This is a genomic window from Streptosporangium sp. DT93 (assembly GCF_049844535.1).
GTDB lineage: Bacteria > Actinomycetota > Actinomycetes > Streptosporangiales > Streptosporangiaceae > Streptosporangium.
The window spans coordinates 44904-59886 of sequence record NZ_JBNCLF010000006.1 but is presented as its reverse complement, the minus strand read 5'-3'; the positions used below and the strand labels follow the sequence as shown (position 1 = coordinate 59886).

The 14983-nt window shown below is 71.5% G+C and carries 12 protein-coding genes and 1 pseudogene; 10 read left to right on the top strand and 3 right to left on the bottom strand.

What is annotated here, in order from left to right; all coding sequences use genetic code 11:
* The first annotated feature begins 279 nt into the window (after positions 1-279).
* From pgl to ACLQ2R_RS14945, 5 genes are all read left to right on the top strand, one after another.
* Positions 280-1050 (top strand): 6-phosphogluconolactonase, encoded by a 771-nt coding sequence (gene pgl, locus ACLQ2R_RS14965; protein ID WP_425960093.1) that lies wholly within the window; start codon positions 280-282, stop codon positions 1048-1050.
* Between the two features lie 64 nt (positions 1051-1114).
* The gene (locus ACLQ2R_RS14960; RefSeq protein WP_425960092.1) at positions 1115-2980 is read left to right on the top strand and encodes a protein kinase domain-containing protein; all 1866 of its coding nucleotides are present in this window, start codon (positions 1115-1117) and stop codon (positions 2978-2980) included.
* Positions 2981-3297: 317 nt separating this feature from the next.
* Entirely contained in the window at positions 3298-3576 is a 279-nt protein-coding gene (locus ACLQ2R_RS14955) for a DUF1778 domain-containing protein (protein WP_425960091.1), read from the top strand.
* A 364-nt stretch (positions 3577-3940) separates the two neighbouring features.
* Positions 3941-4279, top strand: a complete 339-nt coding sequence (locus ACLQ2R_RS14950) for a metallophosphoesterase (RefSeq protein ID WP_425960090.1) — start codon at positions 3941-3943, stop codon at positions 4277-4279.
* A gap of 73 nt (positions 4280-4352) precedes the next feature.
* Positions 4353-5720, top strand: coding sequence for an SLATT domain-containing protein (locus tag ACLQ2R_RS14945; RefSeq protein ID WP_425960089.1), 1368 nt, complete (start codon positions 4353-4355; stop codon positions 5718-5720).
* Between the two features lie 27 nt (positions 5721-5747).
* Here ACLQ2R_RS14945 and add read toward each other — a convergent pair whose 3' ends face one another.
* Positions 5748-6779, bottom strand: coding sequence for an adenosine deaminase (gene add, locus ACLQ2R_RS14940; protein WP_425960088.1), 1032 nt, complete (start codon positions 6777-6779; stop codon positions 5748-5750).
* 210 nt (positions 6780-6989) lie between these two features.
* Here add and ACLQ2R_RS14935 point away from each other — a divergent pair.
* Positions 6990-7580 (top strand): annotated as a pseudogene (locus ACLQ2R_RS14935) (Clp protease N-terminal domain-containing protein); the annotation flags it as partial.
* Between the two features lie 102 nt (positions 7581-7682).
* Here ACLQ2R_RS14935 and ACLQ2R_RS14930 read toward each other — a convergent pair.
* Positions 7683-8714: a GNAT family N-acetyltransferase gene (locus ACLQ2R_RS14930; RefSeq protein WP_425960087.1), complete on the bottom strand. Its 1032-nt coding sequence runs from the start codon at positions 8712-8714 to the stop codon at positions 7683-7685.
* Between the two features lie 177 nt (positions 8715-8891).
* Here ACLQ2R_RS14930 and ACLQ2R_RS14925 point away from each other — a divergent pair, with 177 nt between their 5' ends.
* Together ACLQ2R_RS14925 and ACLQ2R_RS14920 are read left to right on the top strand one after the other, a co-directional pair.
* Entirely contained in the window at positions 8892-10295 is a 1404-nt protein-coding gene (locus ACLQ2R_RS14925) for an NAD(P)/FAD-dependent oxidoreductase (RefSeq protein WP_425960086.1), read from the top strand.
* A 151-nt stretch (positions 10296-10446) separates the two neighbouring features.
* Positions 10447-12078 carry an amidohydrolase gene (locus ACLQ2R_RS14920; RefSeq protein ID WP_425960085.1) on the top strand — a complete coding sequence of 544 codons (1632 nt, stop codon included), beginning with the start codon at positions 10447-10449 and terminating at the stop codon, positions 12076-12078.
* 169 nt (positions 12079-12247) lie between these two features.
* Here ACLQ2R_RS14920 and ACLQ2R_RS14915 read toward each other — a convergent pair whose 3' ends face one another.
* Positions 12248-12796 (bottom strand): DUF1707 SHOCT-like domain-containing protein, encoded by a 549-nt coding sequence (locus tag ACLQ2R_RS14915; RefSeq protein ID WP_425960084.1) that lies wholly within the window; start codon positions 12794-12796, stop codon positions 12248-12250.
* 105 nt (positions 12797-12901) lie between these two features.
* Between ACLQ2R_RS14915 and ACLQ2R_RS14910 the strand changes: the two genes are divergently transcribed.
* Positions 12902-13333, top strand: coding sequence for a hypothetical protein (locus ACLQ2R_RS14910; protein ID WP_425960083.1), 432 nt, complete (start codon positions 12902-12904; stop codon positions 13331-13333).
* A 315-nt stretch (positions 13334-13648) separates the two neighbouring features.
* Positions 13649-14857 carry a cytochrome P450 gene (locus ACLQ2R_RS14905; RefSeq protein WP_425960082.1) on the top strand — a complete coding sequence of 403 codons (1209 nt, stop codon included), beginning with the start codon at positions 13649-13651 and terminating at the stop codon, positions 14855-14857.
* Positions 14858-14983 lie beyond the last annotated feature (126 nt).

Genomic DNA, 14983 nt, shown 5'->3' with positions numbered 1-14983 from the left:
GCGGGGGGGCCCCCCGGGGGACCCCCGCGCGGCGCCGGCCGGCGGCGGGCCCCGGCCCGCACCCGGGCGCGGCCCCCGCGTCCCGTTTATGCGTTCTGCAGAAGAACTCCGGTTTCGCCCGTTCGATGGTTGGATTTCCCGTGCCCGGCGTCCCGGGCCGGATAGTCTCGCCACCGACGTCCCGTACCGGACGTCCCGTGTCACCGGCCTCGCCGGTGAAGCCTCACCCCACGAGCCCCGCGCCCGCAACTCCGGGCCGAGAAGAGAAGAAGTAGTCCCGTGAGCGTTCCCACCGTGATCATCCACCGCGACGCCGACGTGCTCGCCAAGGCCGTCGCGGCCCGGGTCGTCGTCCGTACCCTCGACGCGCAGTCGGCCGGGGGCTCGGCCCACCTGGTGCTGACCGGTGGCACCGTCGGCATCGCCACGCTCGCCGCGATCGCGGCCTCCCCTGCCAGGGACGCCGTCGACTGGCGCGCGGTGGACCTGTGGTGGGGGGATGAGCGCTTCCTGCCGTCCGGCGACGCCGAGCGCAACGAGACCGGCGCCCGGAAGGCCCTGCTGGACCATCTCGACCTCGATCCGGAGCGGGTCCACGTGATGCGCGGCCCCGACTCGGGGATGACCGCCGAGGAGGCGGCCGACGCCTACGCCGAGGAGCTCCGGCGCGCCGCCCGCCCCGGGGACCACGTCCCGGCACCGGCCTTCGACGTGACGATGCTCGGCATGGGCCCGGACGGGCACGTGGCCTCGCTCTTCCCCGGCATGCCCGCGCTGCACGACACCCGCCCGGTGGTGGCCGTGCACGGCTCCCCCAAGCCGCCTCCCACCCGGATCTCGCTGACCATGCCGGTCATCCGGAACTCCGCCGAGGTGTGGGTGATCGCCGCGGGCGAGGAGAAGGCCGAGGCGGTACGGGAGGCCCTGTCGGAGTCGGAGCCGGCGCGGGTCCCCGCGGCGGGTGCCCGGGGCGGTCAGCGGACCCTCTTCCTGCTGGACCGGGCCGCCGCCTCCAAGATCCCCTCCTCGGAGGGGATTCCCGCTCCCTGACGGGCGCGTCCCCGGCAGGGGACGTGAACGGCATACCGAACCGATCGACCGGGTAGGAGACCCCGTGTCCTTTCTGCGCTACGACGGCCTGCTGCTGGCCGGGCGGTACCGTCTCATCGCCGAACTGGGCAGGGGCGGCATGGCGACGGTGTGGCGCGCCCGCGACGAGCTCCTGGACCGCGAGGTCGCCGCCAAGGAGGTCGCGATCCCCCTCCACCTGCCAGGCCCGGAGCGCGAGATCCTCCTGGAACGCACCATGCGGGAGGCGCGCCTGGCCGCGCGGCTGAGCCACCCCAACATCGCCGCCGTGTACGACGTGGTCCGCACCGACGGCAACCCGTGGATCATGCTGCAGTTCGTCAAGTCCCGCGACCTCGGCGAGGTGATCGCCTCCGACGGGCCGCTGCCCGCTCCCGTCGTCGCGCGCATCGGGCTGGAGGTGCTGTCGGCGCTGGAGGCCGCCCACGCCGCCGGTGTCGTCCACCGCGACGTCAAACCGGCCAACATCCTGCTCACCGACGACGGCCGGGCGGTCCTGACCGACTTCGGTCTCGCCACCGCCGTGGACGGGGAGCCCAGTCTCACCCGGACGGGAATGGTCGTGGGCACGCCCGCCTACATCGCCCCCGAGCGTGCCGGGGGCGGCGCCTCGAACGCCGAGAGCGACCTGTGGTCCCTGGGCGCCACCCTGTACGCGGCCGTCGAGGGGGACGCCCCCTTCGGCCGCAGCACCGTGCTGGCCACGTTCACCGCCGTGATGACGACCACCCCGGGGCCGTACCGGCACGCCGGTCCCCTGGCGCCCGTCATCGCCGGCCTGCTCGACAAGGACCCCGCCGTCCGCACCGACGCCGCCCGCGCCCGCGAGCAGCTGCAGCAGGTCGCCGCACTGTGGGACAGGGAACACGGCGCGGCCCCGCCGTGGAGCCGGAGCCAGGCCCCCGCCCCGTCGTCACGCGACCAGGACTCCGCGCCCCCGCAGGACCGCGACCGGGACCCCGCGCCCCCGCAGGACCGGGACCAGGACTCCACGACCCCGCGGGACCGGGACCACGACCCCGCGACCCCCCAGAACCGGCAACAGGGCTCCGCGACCCCGCGGGATCGGGTGCAGAGCCCCGCCGCGTCGTGGGACCAGGAGACCGGTGCCGCCGAGATCCCCTTCCACACCGGGGCCGTCGCGGTGCCGATCACCCCCCGCGACACCACCGGTCATCCCGCCCCGGGCCCCGCCACCGCCCCTCCTCCCGGCCCTGCCCCCCACCCCGGCCCCGTCTCCGCTTCTCCTCCCGCTCCCACCCCCGGCTCCCCCACCGGTCCCGCCCCCTCCCTCTCGTCCACAGGCCACCGGCTCGCCGGGGCCGACGAACGTCCGTGGCCCCCTCCGGCGCGCCGGCGGGTCCTCGGGTACCGGTGGCTGTCGGCCGGCGCCGCGGCCCTGCTCGCGGGCGTCCTCGTCACGGCCGGTGTCCTCACCTCCGCGTGGTGGAACGACGAACCCGGCCGTCCGGGGCAGGTCACCCCCTCCAGCACCGACTCCACCGTGAAGTTCCGGCTCGACCACACCACCGAGGCGCGGACGGCGACCGGCGAACGTTCTATCTCCGGCCGTCGCACCCGATCCACGTCCGGGCCCCGCCCCACGTCCGTTCCCACCTCCGCGCCGCGCGTACGATCCACCCCCACGCCGCGCACACGTTCCACGTCCGTCCCCAGTGAACGTTCCACGTCGGTGCCCAGGGAGCGTGCCACGTCGGCGCCCCGCCCGACCGGCGCGGGATCCGGCGCGACGGAGCCCGCCGCCGCACCCACGACCGGCGACCCCGCCCCGAAGCCCGGCAACGAGAACGGCGGCGGAAACGGGAACACCAACAACGGGAACGGCAACAACGGCGGCAACAACGGGAACGGGAACGGCAGGAAGGGTTAGCCGGAGTTCGCCGAGCTTCCCAGGCGGTCACGAGCGCTACCCGATGACGGTGTCGATCTCACCGTGACCTCCCGCCCTCCCCTGCGGGAGTCAACACCGAAGGCGTGATGGAGCGTCACGGTCACGTGGGCTGAAGAGCTCGCGCCTCGCCTTCCCCCACACACCAAGACATTGCATTCGCTGTTCTTGTGACCGGGCGTGTCTGGCGATGAGCGGTCAACCTTGATTACGCTGTGCAGCCGGAATGTTACAGATACGATTACCGCGACAGAGGTCCCGCTGTATGAGCACCGTACGATGGAAAGGAGGTGGAGGCGATGGTGATGACCGCCAAGACACATCGCATCGAGATGCGCACGGACGCGGCCACCGAGGCACTCATCGTGCAGGCCGCGGAGGCCACGGGAGAGTCCACCTCGTCGTTCGTGCTACGCGCGGCCCGCGCGGAGGCCGGCCGAGTGCTCGCCCGGCCCGACGTCACACTGATGCCCGCCGAGCAGTTCGACGAATTGCTCTCGTCGCTCGACGAACCGGATGACGCACCCGTGCTCCGCAGGGTCGCGCGGCGACGGCCCGGCTATCACGAATCGACGTGACCTGGCGCTCACGGCCCCTCCGCGAGGAGCATGACCCCGGCGACTTCGACTGCTCGGTCCCGGTCATGAACGAATGGCTTACCAGGACGGCGCTTCGTGCCCAGAAGTCGGACACGACACGTACCTACGTACGGTCTCCCGCGGACACCGACCGTGTCATCGCATACTTCTCCATAACCCCCGCAGAACCGTCGCGTGCGGCGAATACGTTCTATTTGACCGTATTGAAGAAACATACTGCTTCACGTCCGTCTCCCTGAACTGCCGCCTTGATAGGTATCGCGTATCGAAACTCATTTGCTAAGATTTTTCATATCAATGACCGTCTTATGATTGCGACCACGGCGGTATCCGTGGAGGGGTCATGACCGGTCGACGCTCTATCACTATTCTTCACGTTTCGGACATGCAGTTCGGAAGGGAGCATCGGTTCGGGGCGGAGGGCATCACCGAGGGAGATCGCAAGCACTCTTCGCTGGCCGCACGGCTACTGGACGACGTCGCCTGGCTCCGCAGTGAGCACAACCTGCGGCCCGACCTGGTGGTGGCCTCCGGCGACCTGGCCGAGTGGGCGCTTCCCACCGAGTTCACAAAGGTGAGCGAGTTTCTCACCGAGGTAGCGGCGGGCCTCGGGCTCGGGCACGACAGGGTCGCGATGGTGCCGGGCAACCGCGACATCAGCTGGAAGAAGTGCCAGGCGTAGCTTCGACGACTGTGCCGGGGACGAAATAACCCCTACGTCCCCATACTGGCCCAAATGAATGCCATATTTCAGAATGTTCAGCCAGTTTTATGCTGGCACATCGGGCATTGAGTTCCCCAAGGACCAGCCGTGGTCCCTGTTCGAGATGCCCGAGCTGAACACGGTCGTCGCCGGGCTCAACTCCACCATGGCCGAGAGCCATCTGGACGCCGACCACCATGGCTTCTGCGGCGAGGACCAGCTGCGCTGGTTCGCCGACCGGCTTCGCGCGTACGCCAGGCGAGGCTGGCTCAGGATCGGCGTGATGCACCACAACCCGGTGATCGCCGACCCGGGCGACGACGCCTTCCTGCATGATCGGCACCAGTTCGGCGAGCTCGTCGCCCCGCACCTGAACCTGCCGCTGCACGGGCACACCCACGAGGGCCGCATCGACAGCTACGGCGCCGACGCCCTCGCCGTGCTCTGCGCGGGCAGCACCGGGGTGCGCGGGGAGGCCCGCCCCGGCGACGTGCCCAACCAGTACCAGCTTGTCAAGGTCACCCCCACTGGAACTCCAGCATCGGCGCCCACCTTGCCACGCTGTTCGCTCTATCCGGCGGGTCGGCCGCCTTCGGGCCCGGCGCGCTGCGCTACAAGTTCAGCGGCGGCCACTCCGGTATGTTCTGGTGGGCCGTCAACCTGTGCACCTTCGCCTCGGAAGAACTCGCCCCCTACGTCCCCGGTCCGTGCCACGTGCCGTACGACTCCCCTCTGGGCGCCCTCCTCCCTCTCCCCGAAGACAGGTGACCCCCATGTCCAGCATCGCCCCCCCGGCGGCCGGGTGCCGGAGGGGAGCGGCGCTGCCGCGACCGGCGGACGTCGCGCGTCCAGGCAGCCCGATCTGGGGGTCAGGTCCTTCCCGCTGGTGTCGGCCGAGGAGTGGCGCAGGCCCGAGGAGGTCCTGCGGCGGATGTATCTCGAGGCCGAGGAGCGGGCCATCGAGGCGTACACCCGGTACATGCGGGACCGCGTCAGGAAGCGGGTCTCCTCCAAGGTGCTGCGAGGGGCCGCGATCGTGCTGGCCGCCGCGGGCGGGCTCCAGCCGCTGGCCAGCGCGGCCGGTGCGGGGGGCGGCCTGGGGTGGGGTTACGTGCTGCTGGCTTCGGGCGGTGTCTGTATCGCGTTCGACCACTTTCTCGGGCTTTCGTCCCGGTGGATGCGGAACATGGTCTGCGCGCAGGAGATCCAGTCGCGGCTGCACGACTTCCAGCTCGACTGGGCGGTGCTCAACGCGCGCGACGCGGCCGAGCAGCGGCCGGTTCCGGTGGAGGAGTACCTCGAACTGCTCCGGGCCTTCATCACCGACCTGTCGGCGACGATCACCAGGGAGACCAACGAGTGGGTCACCGAGTTCCAGAGCGGGCTGGCCCAGCTCAACCCGCCCCTCGGCCAGAAGTGACCTCCGATCGTCCGATGCTTTAAGGGATCAGTTCGAAGGGGTGTCGGCGGAGACGACGGTGTCGATCTCGGTGAGGATGTCCTGCTTGTCCTGGGCGTTCATGCTGGAGGCGTGTACGGCGTTGCGGGCCAGGGTGACGAGGGTGTCGCGGTCCAGGCCCAGGTCCTCGGCGGCGACGCGGTACTCGCGGCTCAGGCTGGTGGAGAACATGGGCGGGTCGTCGCTGTTGAGGGTGACGAACAGGCCCTCCTCGATCATGCGGGGCAGGGGGTGGTCCTCGATGCGGGCGACCTGGCCGGTGCAGACGTTGGAGGTGGGGCAGACCTCCAGCGGGATCTGCGTCTCGCGCAGGTGGGCGATCAGGCGAGGGTCCTGCATGCAGGAGGTACCGTGGCCGATGCGCTCGGCGCCGAGGTGGTCCAGGGCCTCCCAGATGGTCTCGGGGCCGCTCATCTCGCCCGCGTGCGGCAGGCTGCGCAGCCCCGCGGCCGTGGCGGCGCGGAAGGCGTCCCTGAAGACGTCCCGATATTTCGGGCGTTCCTGCTCGATCCCGGCCAGGCCGAAACCTACCAGCTCGCGGGGAGGTTCCTGGAGCGCGTGGTCCAGGGTGACCCGGGCCGCCTCGGCGCCGTACTCGCCGGGGATGTCGAAGACGTAGGCCACCCGCACCCCGTGCTCCTCGCGGGAGCGGCGGGCGGCATCGTCGAGGGCCTCGGTGACCTCGCGCATCGGCATACCCGTCACGTGGTGGGCGTACGGGGTGACGGTCAGCTCGACGTGGCGGGCGTTCTGGCCGGACAGGTCGCGGGTCAGGCCGAGCACGAGGGTGGCGATGTCCTCGGGCTCGCGGACCAGGGCGTTGACCGCCTGGTAGATCTCGGCGAAGTGCGGGAAGTCGCGGAACCGGTAGAAGGCGCGCAGCGCCTCCTCGTCGGTGGGGACGCCGCCGTCCGGGTGGCGGCGGGCGAGTTCGAGAACGGTGGGGACCGAGGCGGAACCGACCAGGTGGACGTGCAGCTCGACCTTGGGGAGCGCGTCGATGAAGGCGTTCAGCGTCATGTGCAGGGACCCTACGCATCCTCCGCCCGGCAGCGGAAGGCGTTTTCAGCGAAATTGACAGTAAATTGTATGATTTGCCGTCCAGAGGCCGGGTGAGGCCGTACAGGGATGTCGTGTGATGTGAGATCCACGGTGGATCTCCTCCCACCCACCCGGCGGCTGGCGCATAGTGGGTGTCAGGCACCTCGACACCCCTCTTGGAGGCTTCCCGTGTTCGAGCGCTTCACCGATCGCGCCCGCAGGGTCGTGGTCCTGGCCCAGGAGGAGGCCCGCCGGCTGGGCCACGAGCACATCGGCACCGAGCACATCCTGCTCGGACTGGTCCGCGAGGAGGACGGCGTCGCCGGCCGCGCCCTGCGAAGTCTCGGCATCGCCGGCGAACAGGTCAGGAACGACGTCGAGGAGATCATCGGCCGGGGCGAGCGGGCCGGGACCGGCGCCATCCCGTTCACCTCCCGCGCCAAGAAGGTGCTTGAGCTGTCCCTTCGGGAGGCGCTCGAACTGCGCCACAGCTACATCGGCACCGAGCACATCCTGCTCGGCCTGATCCGTGAGGGCGAGGGGGTGGCCGCGCGCGTGCTGACCGGCAGGGGCGCGCACCTTGAGGCGGTACGCACCCAGGTGATCATGCTGCTCGGCCGGCGCGACGTGCGCCGCGCGCTGGACGCGGAGGAGGGGTCTTCGACCCTCGGGACCTCCGTGGAGGCCCGGCTGGAGCGCGTCCAGGAGAGCCTGGACCGGATCGAGCGCAGGCTGGCGGCGATGGCCGGAGAGGCCGGAAAAACGGAGGAGGCGCAGGGATAGGGAAGGTCCCGCGCCCACCCCCGACGGGAGGCGCGGGAGTGCGGCCTCCCCGTTCCGGGACCCCTGAGCGATCCCGGAACGGGGAGGACGCGTGACGGGTCAGCTCGGGGCCGCCGTCGCCATCACGCCCACGGCCAGCCTGGCCTCCACCACGCCGGGGTCCTCGGTGTGGTTCAGGGTCGCGCCGAGCGAGACCAGCAGCCTGCGCATCCGCGCGTTGTCCGACAGCAGGGTCGCCCTGACCTCGGCGAATCCCAGGTCGCGGGCCTGACGGACGAGCATCCCGGCCAGGTGGGTCCCCAGTCCCCTGCCCTGCCAGCGGTCCTCGACCAGGAAGGCCATCTCGGCGATGCCCGGATCGGGGGTGAACATCAGGCTGGCGACGGCGATGACCTGGCCGTCCTGGCCGGCGACGACCGAGTGTCCGCGGGTACGGTCGCAGAGGCGGTCGAAGACCTTGGGCGGCAGTGCCGGCATCGCGGTGAAGTAGCGGAACCTGCGGGCCTCGGGCGAGCAGCGGTCGTGCAGGTCGCGTACGGCCTCGCGGTGCATACCGATGAGCGGGCGGACCTGGACCTCGGTGCCGTCGGAGAGCTTGAGCTCGCGGTCGTCGCCGGTCTGCTCGGCCGGGGGCTGCGCCAGCCGTACGAAGGAGGCGGCGCGGGCGGCCTCGGTGAGGGTGAAGGGGAGCTCCGAGCGGCGGACCCTGATCGCGCGGCGCGCGGTGACCGGGACGGTGAGCAGCGTCGGGTCGGGAAGATCGCTCATCTCCGAGCCGTAGACCCAGCGGGAGTCCTCGGCGCGCAGCAGCTCGCCGAGCAGTTCCGGCAGGCGCCAGGGCGTCGTGCGCAGCCGCGAGGCGAGCAGCAGGACCCGGGTGGGCTCGTCGGTCAGCTCGTGCGCGGTGGCGGTGACGACCTGGACCTCGCGGCCCCCGGCGGCCTCCAGCGCCTCGCGCACCACCTCGGCGTTCGCCGGGATGTCCGTGACGAACTCGTCGACCGTGCCGTTCACGTCGGTCTGGACGCTCAGGCCCAGGATGTTGCCGCCCTTGGCGGCGAGCGCGGCGGCCAGTGAGGCCAGACGCCCCGGCCTCTCGTCGACGGTCGTACGGATTCGCAGAAACCCCATCAGAACGCTCCCTCTGTCAGGAGATAGCCTTGCCCGGTCCTGTTACGGGACTGCTACACACGAGTGAGCCCGTCGTTACATTTGGACAAGATCACCGATTGCGTGGCCGGACGGCGTTCACACAACGATTTCCGTTGCCAGTTATGCCGATATAGACGGATATAGCAGGATATGAAGATGAGTACGCGTGTTCCCCTGTCCGGGGACTTCGTCAACGGAGACGTCTCCTTCTGGTACCGCTCCCTCGGCCTCCCCGCCGCCGGTGAGCCCCTGGACGGCGACCTCGACGCCGACGTGGCCGTCGTCGGCGCCGGGTACACCGGCCTGTGGACCGCGTACTACCTCAAGAAGGCCTCCCCGGGCCTGCGGGTCGTCGTACTGGAGAAGGAGTTCGCCGGTTACGGCGCCTCCGGCCGCAACGGCGGCTGGCTGGTCGGCGAGCTGGCGGGCACCCCCGAGCGCTACGCCAGGACGCACGGCGCGGACGCGGCCAGGCGCTTCCAGCGGATCATGTTCGAGAGCGTCGACGAGGTCGTGGGCGTGGCGAGGGACGAGGGCATCGACGCCGAGATCGTCAAGGGCGGCGTCACCACGGTCGCCACCAACGCCGCCCAGGACCGGCGGCTGCGCGAGCTGCTGGCCCACGAGCGCCACTGGGGCTGGACCGAGGAGGACGTTCGGCTGCTCGACCGGGCCGAGAGGGAGGAGCGGCTGCGGGTGAACGGCGCGGTCAGCGCGATCTGGAGCCCGCACTGCGCCCGCATCCAGCCCGCCAGGCTGGCCCGCGGCCTGGCCGACACCGTACGGGAACTGGGGGTGGAGATCTTCGAGCGGACCCCGGTCACCGCGATCGCCCCGCACGAGGCCCGCACCCCTTACGGCACGGTCCGCGCCGGTCACGTCATCCGCGCCACCGAGGGCTTCACCGCCGAGTTCGGGCAGTACCACCGCGCGTGGCTGCCGATGAACAGCTCGATGATCGTCACCGAGCCGCTGGCGGCGGAACTCTGGGACGAGATCGGCTGGTCCGGCGGCGAGCTCCTGGGCGACATGGCGCACTACTACATGTACGCCCAGCGCACCGCCGACGGCCGGATCGCGTTCGGCGGGCGCGGCAAGCCCTACCTGTACGGCTCGCGGGTGGACGACCGCGGCCGTACGCACGAGTGGACGATCGAGGCGCTGTGGGAGCTGCTGACCGGCATGTTCCCGGCCGTGCGCGCCTCCAGGGTGGCGCACACCTGGTCCGGCGTGCTGGGCGTGCCGCGCGACTGGTGCGCCACCGTGCACGTCGACCACGCCACCGGCATCGGCTGGGCGGGCGGCTACACCGGCCACGGGGTGACCACGGCCAACCTGGCCGGCCGTACCCTGCGCGACCTGATCCTGCGCGAGGACACCGAGCTGGCGGGTCTCCCCTGGGTGGACCGTAAGGTGCGAGGCTGGGAGGTGGAACCGCTGCGGTGGATCGGCGTGCACACCATGTACGACCTCTACCGGCGGGCCGACGCCCGGGAGAAGGCGGGGCTCGGCCGCACCTCGGTGCTGGCCCGCGTCGCCGACTCCATCACCGGACGCTGACGCCGGACACCGACACCGGCCGCGTCCCCAGGCCCAGGAGAGCCATGTCCCGTACACCCGCACCGGGCACCACCCCCCGCCCTTCGTCCTCGCGCACACCCCTGTCCCGTCCGTCCGCCCCGTGCGCGGTCCGCGTCCCGGCGGTGGGCGCGTGAGCGACCTCTCCTCCCGCGGCGACCTGCTCTTCCGCGGCGGCCGGGTCTTCCTGGCCGCCGACGCCTTCGCCGAGGCCGTGCTGGTCCGCGACGGCCGGATCGCCGCCGTGGGCACCGCGTCCGACGTGGCCGAGCTGGCCGCGCCCGGCCACGAGACCGTGGACCTGGACGGCGGTCTGCTGACCCCCGCGTTCACCGACGCGCACATCCACCCCGTGCAGGCGGGCCTGGAGCGGGCCAGGTGCGACCTGTCGTCGGTCTACGGCCTGCCCGAGTACCTGGAGCGGATCACCGCCTACGCCGGCGCGCATCCCGAACGGCCGTGGATCGACGGCGGCGGCTGGGACATGTCGGCCTTCCCCGGCGGCCTGCCGCACCGCTCCCAGCTCGACGTCGTCGACCGCCCGGCCTACCTCATCCAGCGCGACCACCACGCCGCCTGGGCGAACACCCGGGCGCTGGAGCTGGCCGGCATCACCCGCGACACCCCCGACCCCGCCGACGGCCGCATCGAGCGCGACCCCGACGGCACCCCCAGCGGCGTGCTGCACGAGGGCGCGATGGACCTGGTCGGCCTGCTCGCCCCCCGCCCCACCGCCGGCGACCTGCACGACGCGCTGCTCGCCGCCCAGGAGCACCTGTTCTCCCTGGGCATCACCGGCTGGCAGGACGCCATCGTCGGCTCCTACGCCGGCTCCGACGACCCGCTGCCCACCTACCTCGCGGCGGCGGCCTCCGGCGCGCTGCGGGCCCGCGTGGTGGGCGCGCTCTGGTGGGACCGTACGCGCGGCGCCGAGCAGATCCCCGACCTGCTGGAGCGCCGCCGCTCCGCCGAGGGCCTGGAGCGGTTCCGCGCCACCTCCGTGAAGATCATGCAGGACGGCATCGCCGAGAACTTCACCGCCGCGGTGATCGAGCCCTACTGCCGCTGCGGCGGCACCGGCCTGTCGTACGTCGAGCCCGCGCTGCTGCGCGAGCACGTCGCCGAGCTGGACCGGCACGGCTTCCAGGTGCACGTCCACGCCATCGGCGAGCGGGCCGTGCGCGAGGCGCTGGACGCCTTCGAGGGGACCGACCCGGCCAACCGTCACCACATCGCGCACCTGCAGGTCATCGAGCCGTCCGACGTGCCGCGCTTCGCCGAACTCGGCGTGACCGCCAACCTGCAGCCGCTGTGGGCCACCCACCACGCCCAGATGGACGAGCTGACGATCCCGTTCCTGGGCGAGGAGCGCTCGTCCTGGCAGTACCCGTTCGCCGACCTGCTGCGCGCGGGCACGCGGTTCTGCGCGGGCAGCGACTGGCCGGTCTCGGTCGCCGACCCGATCCAGGGCATGCACGTGGCCGTCAACCGCACCGAACCGGGCGGCTCGATGCACGCGGGCTACCCGACGGCGCAGACCCCGTTCCTGCCCGGCCAGAGCCTGGACCTGGCCACGGCGCTGACCGCCTACACCGCGGGCTCGGCGTGGATCAACCGCGACGACGACGCCGGGAGCATCGTCCCGGGCAACCGCGCCGACCTGGTCGTCCTGGACCGCGACCCGTTCGCCGAACCCGCCGCCGACATCTGGCGGACGGCGGTGGCCATGACCTTCGTCGACGGCCAGGAGGTCTACCGCCGCTGACCGCTCGCGCCCCGGCCGCCTTCTCCCAGGAGGTGCCGTCGGTCCTGCGGGCGAGAGCCATCCCTTGGCGTCGAGGGGCGCCTCGGGGTCAAGGGGTGGTTCGAGGGGATCCGCTCGCCGGTGGTTCGAGGGGATCCGCTCGCCGCCCCATGGCGGGCGGGGGTCCGTGTCAGCGGCCGAACCAGCGGCGCTTTCCGGTGCTCCGGTAGCGGATGCGGACCTTGCCGAAGCCGAGCTTGCCGGTCACCCGCACATGCAGCAGGCCCGGCCTCGCCACGCCCGGGACCTCGGACGACACGCTGCCCCACTCGCAGTTCGTCCCGTCGGCGTCGGCGCTGGCGCCCGGTGGCAACGTGATGCGGGCGGAGCCGTACGTCAGGTGGAGATCCAGGGTGATCTCCAGGTGGTCGATCTCCGCTTCGGTCAGGTCCAGGCGCGGGTCGCCGAACTCGGACTCGATGCGCAACACCCGGGGCACCCGCCACCGGCCGGTACGCACGATCTTGCCCGCCGTCGAGGTCAGGGTCACCACCTCGTCGGAGCGTTCGGGCAGGTCGGCCGTCAACGTGGCCAGATCGCCGTGCGACACGGCGGTCAGGGCGCGTTCGACGCGCGACTCCATCTCGTCCGAGGTCAGGCGGCCGTCGGTGTACGCCCGCTGGAGGCGCAGGACGGTCGTCTCCCGGTCCTGATGGGAAGCACGAGCTTCTGGGTCCATACACTCACCTTTCCAAGGTTTCCAACATATTGGGTGATCGCCAACGTTGAGACGTGGGTGGCGACGACCACGTCGTCCTGGCCGTGGCCCGTTACGCTCCCCGCCATGACCATTCGATTCACCGCCCGGGTCGCGGGAGTGGCGGAAGACCACGACCTGGAATGCCTGTCCGCCGGTGTCGCCGAGAGCGACGACGGCGAGGGCATGGAACTGATCTTCCAGTGCGCCTTGTCCGAGAACGAGGACGAGGACGAAGAGAAGGACGAGGACGTCGAGGAGTCGGAGACGGACGGCCACTGCCTGGTCACCACCGGCCAGGCGACCGCGTACGGGGCCGTCGGCGAGATCACCCTTCACGACAGGGTGCTCCGCGTCGTCATCGCCCCGCACGCCCTGGAGGAGCTGGGCTTCGACGACCCCGAGATCGAAGCGGTCCTCGACGTGGACGACGAGACGATCGACCGGCTCCGCCTCGCCCTGCGACGCATCATGGCCTACGGCCCGGCCCACACCCGCCCGGCCGTCGTCCGGCTGTGACACTGCCACCGGGCCTTCGTTCGACGGGCGTTCGAGGCGCGGAGCCGACGGCCCTCGCCGTTTCGAAGATCGCGGTCAGAGCCGTCCGGTCGGCCGCCGGGCGGTAGGAGGAGACGGCGACCCGACCACGGGAATCGTCGCTGCCACGTCGACGGCCCGGCGCCATGCCGGCGACCCGGTGTCGCGTCAGCGGTCGTGTCAGTGCGGTGACGGCCCGGTGTCAGCGCGGTCGGCCATGGTGGAGCCTTGAGCGGTCCGGTGGATGCGGCCTCGGGATCGCGTGAGGAACGTACCGTCGCGAGATGAGGAATCGTCATGGGTGAATCCCTCCACACCGTCGCCACGATGCCGGCCGCGCGCCGGCCCGGCTGCCCCTTCGATCCTCCGGCCGAGCTGGTCGAGGCCCGCGAGCACGGCCCGATCAGCCGCCTCCCCTTCCCCGACGGGCACCAGGGCCGGCTGGTCACCGGGTACGACCTGGTCCGGTCGGTCCTGGCCGACCCGCGGTTCAGCTCCCGCAAGGAGCTCATGCGCCACCACCCGCTGATCGACTACGGCGAGATCGAGGTCCCTCCGGCGCCGCCCGGCGAGTTCCTGCTGATGGACGAGCCGCGGCACGGCCGCTACCGCAGGCCGCTCACGGGCAAGTTCACCGTGAGGCGGATGCGCCAGCTCACCGAGCGCGTCGAGCAGGTCACCGCCGAGCACCTGGACGCGATGGAGAAGGCCGGGCCCTCGGCGGACCTGGTGACCGCGTTCGCCAGGCCCATCCCCTCCGTCATCATCTGTGAGCTATTAGGCGTCCCGTACGAGGACCGCGGCTCCTTCCAGGACAACATCGACACATTCCTCGGCGGGGAGGTCGGCGACGAGGAGCTGATCGCGGCCTACGTCGCGACCCAGAGCTACCTCGCCGAGCTGGTGGCCGCCAAGCGCGCGAACCCCACCGACGACATCCTCAGCGACCTGCTCGACGGCGACCTGACCGACGAGGAGCTCCAGGGGATGGCCCTGCTCCTGCTGTCGGCCGGGTTCGACACCACCGCGAACATGCTCGCGCTGGGCACCTTCGCCCTGCTGAGCAACCCCGGGCAGCTCGCCGCGTGGCGCGCCGACCCCGCGCTCACCGAGGGCGCCGTCGAGGAGCTGCTGCGCTACCTGACCGTCGCCAAGCAGTTCCACAGGGTCGCGCTGGAGGACGTGGAGCTGGACGGCCGGACCGTCGAGGCCGGTACGACGGTCATCCTGTCGTACAACACCGCCAACCGCGATCCAGAGCGCTTCACCGACCCGCACACGCTCGACCTGCGCAGGCAGGAGGGCGGGCACCTGGCGTTCGGCCACGGCGTCCACCAGTGCCTGGGCCAGCAACTCGCCCGCGTCGAGCTGCGCGTCGCCCTCCCCGCGCTCTTGGGCCGCTTCCCCACGCTGCGCCTGGCCGTACCGGCCGAGGAGGTCGCCCTGCGCCCGGAGATCGCCGACATCTACGGCGTCAAGAGCCTCCCGGTCACCTGGGACACATGACCGCGAACCGACGACGGGTCAGACCGTCCGCAGGTCATCCGCCGCGTCATGCACCTGTGGTCGGGATCGCCCGGTTCGGCGGGCTCACCCGGCCTCCCGGCGTCCGGAAGGGCTCGGGCATCCCTC

Excerpts from the sequence above, each read along its gene's own strand:
- ACLQ2R_RS14950 (WP_425960090.1), top strand. The coding sequence starts at position 3,941 with ATGACCGGTCGACGCTCTATCACTATTCTTCACGTTTCGGACATGCAG.
- ACLQ2R_RS14955 (WP_425960091.1), top strand. The coding sequence starts at position 3,298 with ATGGTGATGACCGCCAAGACACATCGCATCGAGATGCGCACGGACGCG.
- ACLQ2R_RS14925 (WP_425960086.1), top strand. The coding sequence starts at position 8,892 with ATGAGTACGCGTGTTCCCCTGTCCGGGGACTTCGTCAACGGAGACGTC.
- ACLQ2R_RS14905 (WP_425960082.1), top strand. The coding sequence starts at position 13,649 with ATGGGTGAATCCCTCCACACCGTCGCCACGATGCCGGCCGCGCGCCGG.
- ACLQ2R_RS14915 (WP_425960084.1), bottom strand. The coding sequence starts at position 12,796 with ATGGACCCAGAAGCTCGTGCTTCCCATCAGGACCGGGAGACGACCGTC.
- ACLQ2R_RS14910 (WP_425960083.1), top strand. The coding sequence starts at position 12,902 with ATGACCATTCGATTCACCGCCCGGGTCGCGGGAGTGGCGGAAGACCAC.
- add (WP_425960088.1), bottom strand. The coding sequence starts at position 6,779 with ATGACGCTGAACGCCTTCATCGACGCGCTCCCCAAGGTCGAGCTGCAC.
- ACLQ2R_RS14945 (WP_425960089.1), top strand. The coding sequence starts at position 4,353 with ATGTTCAGCCAGTTTTATGCTGGCACATCGGGCATTGAGTTCCCCAAG.
- ACLQ2R_RS14930 (WP_425960087.1), bottom strand. The coding sequence starts at position 8,714 with ATGGGGTTTCTGCGAATCCGTACGACCGTCGACGAGAGGCCGGGGCGT.